Origin of the sequence: Amycolatopsis decaplanina DSM 44594 (genome assembly GCF_000342005.1) — a bacterium.
Classification (GTDB): domain Bacteria; phylum Actinomycetota; class Actinomycetes; order Mycobacteriales; family Pseudonocardiaceae; genus Amycolatopsis; species Amycolatopsis decaplanina.
Window position 1 is genome coordinate 1 of sequence record NZ_AOHO01000003.1, and the last position, 445, is coordinate 445.

Consider the following 445-nt stretch of genomic DNA (forward strand, 5'->3'; position numbering starts at 1 on the left):
CCCGACCACGTCCACCAGAACAGCGGGCAACCTTGGCCGACGCGCGCGGTACAAGGTGATACGGACGGACTTGCGCAGGATCGCGCGGGCCTCTCGCTCGGCTTCAGGCCCCGGCAACTGCTCTGCGAAAGCAGCGACAACGAGATCCCGAACCACTCTCAGTATAAGGTCGGCGTCGTTGTTGGGGGACCGCGTCATCGCGATGGAGAGAATCTTGTTCCCATCCTCGTGCTCACGCCGACGGATGAATCCCATTGACAGCCANAGCAGCCTCCGGCAGAACGTCGAATCTCCGCACGAAGAACTCCGTCAAAGACGTCTCCCCGAGATAGTCACTCTTCCCCCGCTTCGGCGTTTCGTGCACAGTGATTTCCACCGAGCGGTCGCTACTATTGCTTCTGTGGGTCACGTAAGTGAAGCGAAACTCACTGAGGTCGATGGATCG

Annotated in this window: 1 protein-coding gene; it reads left to right on the forward strand. The window is 59.9% G+C overall.

All coding sequences use genetic code 11. From position 1 onward, the window contains the following. On the forward strand, window positions 1-258 hold a 258-nt coding region (locus tag H074_RS41345), incomplete at its 5' end, for a hypothetical protein (protein ID WP_235096613.1). Window positions 259-445: the final 187 nt, after the last annotated feature.